A 2,760-nucleotide genomic window follows, 5' to 3' on the forward strand; every position below is an offset into this window, starting at 1 on the left:
ATTATTAAAACTAATTATCATATTTAGATATAAATATAAAAGTATAAAAAATTTAATTACTTCTAAATTCAACAAATTAAGGAGAATGATTATGGATAACTATAAAAATATCAAACAAAACTGTGGTTATGAATTAGCTAGACCATATATAAATAGTCAAGTTTATACTGACTCATATGATTTAAAAACAGCTTTACGAAGAGGCACTTTATTCCCAGAGCTAGATTTAGTAGAATCAAATAATTATAATGACTGGTTATATGAAAATCCTAAAAATAGAGTTAAATGCAAAAGGGGTGTACAAGGTAGTTATGAGATCAAATAGAAAAGAACTTTTAAATACACTTTTAGAATATCAATTTGCTTGTATAGAATTAAATTTATATTTAGATAACAATCCAGATGATGAACACGCTCTACGTTCATACAACACATACAGCTGTAAGTTTATGCAAGCTAAACGTGATTATGAAGATGAATATGGACCATTAACTAATTTCGGGTATGTACCAGACTCATATTCTTGGCAATGGGTATGTAATCCTTGGCCATGGGACAATGAATTCTATAGATAATATACAATATAAAAGTTAACTTATTTTTTAATATTTAAAGGAGGTCAAGTTAATATGTGGATTTACCAAAAAACATTGGAGTACCCAGTTAACATAAAAAATTCAGATCCAAGGATGGCTAAACTTATAATGACTCAATTAGGAGGACCTAATGGCGAACTTGCTGCTGCAATTAGATATATTCAGCAAAGATACACTATGCCAACTGGAAAATCTCGTGCCCTTTTAACTGACATAGGTACAGAAGAAATGGCTCACGTCGAAATAATATCTTCTATTCTATATCAATTAACTAGTAAGTGTACTCCTGAAGAGCTTAAGGCTGCTGGACTTGGACCAAACTATGCAACTTTTGGACATGGACTCCAACCAGTAGATGCTAATGGCGTAAATTTTACTACAGCTTATATTAATGTATTTGGAGATGCTGTAACTAATTTACACGAGGACATGGCTGCTGAGCAAAAAGCATTAGCAACTTATTACCAGTTACTAAATTTAACTGATGACTGTGATTTAAAAGATGTATTACGTTTTTTAGGTCAAAGAGAAATAGTACACTATCAAAGATTTGGTGAGGCGTTAATGGATATTTATGAATTTACAGAATGTAAGCGACAATTTTAATAAGTATTAATAAAAAATAACTATGATTGTTTTTACAATAATTAATATATAAACTTAAAAAGGGGGGAACTTAAATTAATTTAAGTTTCCCTTTTTATACATTTTTTATTTAAATTTGCATTTAACCTTGGCTTTGCACACCTATACTACTTACCTCTTTCACCTAAGTCTTCAGTTTTAACTTATATGGTTATTTTTGCAAAATATTTATATTATGTTATATTTTCTTCTATTTTATTCTTATTTATCGCCTTAAATTCATATGAATACAGACTGTCTACCTTATACACATATGTATTCACTCATTTTTTGTTCTTCTTAATTTAAACCAATAACTCGGTTACTCTTTATATTAAACTATTATAACAAATCACCTTCCTTACTTGTGATACGGTTCACTGTTGTTTATTAAAATTAGTTTTATATTTTTTACTTTTCCATATGTATCGTAAGTATATTCTCTATAGTTAGCTTCTCCTATTAAAAAGTTTCTTTTTATCTTGGCTTTTATTTTCATTAACCAGCCATCACTATTGTATTCAAATTTTAATCCTTTTACTTAGTCATTTGAATCTGCATAGCAAAAGTTGACACACAGTATCAACTTTCCTACGCCCGGACATCATAGTCAAGTCCATTGAAATGGCTTGACTTGCTATCTATTACAAATCTGGTAACTACGCTTCCTACATTACCATAAGTATAGTCTGTAAATATTGTTTATATAGTTTTTTATATAAATGTTAGATAATATTTTGAATGGTAAAATATCACAACAGGTATGATATATTTATTCATACCTGTTGCTAATATTATTAATTAGAGACTTTTATAAATCTATCTTTTATTTGAATTTTCTTAGAGTTAGCTGATAACTTTAACCCTCACTAATTAATATCTTTCTACCAAGTAATATCCCTACAAAACCTTGTAAATCTAAAATAGCATACGTAATAGTTGGCAATGGCATCATCTTAAAATCAGTTATATTTATCACCTTTTTTTCACTTCCAACTAAAACCAATAGCTTGTTATACTTAAGCTCATAATATTCTTTACTATTTTCATATTTAGGAAAATCTAAGAAATAAGCTTTTGACTTATCAATCTCTTCCTCATCGCTTTCTCCAAGACACTCTAAACTTACAATTTTCTGGTTATCTATATCTACTATATACTTATAATATATACTACTATGATTCTTCCGTGTATACACCTCCATGTTACTGGTATCGTTTATTTCAACATTAACTACAAAATCATATGGCATAAATAATCTAAAAATAAATGTACCATTCTTGGCAAACACCTGTGTGCTATGCTCCTCTTTACTTGATATGATAATGTTTTCATCATTTACATATATTTCACTTATATTATATAAAGTTCCTGGTACATTACTTATATAATTTTGTATGTTTTCATTATACTCATTAATATTTTTATTTTTTAATGTGATAACAAAAGAAGATAAAAATCCTATAACACCTACTGCTAAGAAAATTATAGCTATAAGTTTTTGTATTTTATAAACACTCCCTTTAAAATTATTTTCTTT

General features: G+C 27.9%; 5 protein-coding genes. 3 read left to right on the forward strand and 2 right to left on the reverse strand.

Translation table 11 applies throughout. The features are described 5' to 3' along the window. Positions 1-91 precede the first annotated feature (91 nt). From NSA58_RS18450 to NSA58_RS18460, 3 genes are read left to right on the forward strand one after another with little or no spacing between them, the layout of a single operon-like run. Positions 92-325 carry a spore coat associated protein CotJA gene (locus NSA58_RS18450; RefSeq protein WP_074079494.1) on the forward strand — a complete coding sequence of 78 codons (234 nt, stop codon included), beginning with the start codon at positions 92-94 and terminating at the stop codon, positions 323-325. Further along, positions 312-575 carry a spore coat protein CotJB gene (locus NSA58_RS18455; protein ID WP_074079493.1) on the forward strand — a complete coding sequence of 88 codons (264 nt, stop codon included), beginning with the start codon at positions 312-314 and terminating at the stop codon, positions 573-575. The genes NSA58_RS18450 and NSA58_RS18455 overlap by 14 nt, the downstream gene beginning before the upstream one ends. Positions 576-629: 54 nt before the next feature. Further along, entirely contained in the window at positions 630-1,202 is a 573-nt protein-coding gene (locus tag NSA58_RS18460) for a manganese catalase family protein (RefSeq protein ID WP_039681292.1), read from the forward strand. A gap of 379 nt (positions 1,203-1,581) precedes the next feature. Here NSA58_RS18460 and NSA58_RS18465 read toward each other — a convergent pair whose 3' ends face one another. Both NSA58_RS18465 and NSA58_RS18470 read right to left on the reverse strand, forming a co-directional pair. Continuing rightward, positions 1,582-1,719: a hypothetical protein gene (locus tag NSA58_RS18465; RefSeq protein ID WP_257560815.1), complete on the reverse strand. Its 138-nt coding sequence runs from the start codon at positions 1,717-1,719 to the stop codon at positions 1,582-1,584. A gap of 360 nt (positions 1,720-2,079) precedes the next feature. After that, a partial coding sequence (locus NSA58_RS18470; RefSeq protein WP_257560816.1) for a hypothetical protein occupies positions 2,080-2,760 on the reverse strand: 681 nt, incomplete at its 5' end.

The organism is Terrisporobacter muris, assembly GCF_024621905.1.
GTDB lineage: Bacteria > Bacillota > Clostridia > Peptostreptococcales > Peptostreptococcaceae > Terrisporobacter > Terrisporobacter muris.

Excerpts from the sequence above, each read along its gene's own strand:
- NSA58_RS18460 (WP_039681292.1), top strand. The coding sequence starts at position 630 with ATGTGGATTTACCAAAAAACATTGGAGTACCCAGTTAACATAAAAAAT.
- NSA58_RS18450 (WP_074079494.1), top strand. The coding sequence starts at position 92 with ATGGATAACTATAAAAATATCAAACAAAACTGTGGTTATGAATTAGCT.
- NSA58_RS18465 (WP_257560815.1), bottom strand. The coding sequence starts at position 1,719 with ATGAAAATAAAAGCCAAGATAAAAAGAAACTTTTTAATAGGAGAAGCT.
- NSA58_RS18455 (WP_074079493.1), top strand. The coding sequence starts at position 312 with ATGAGATCAAATAGAAAAGAACTTTTAAATACACTTTTAGAATATCAA.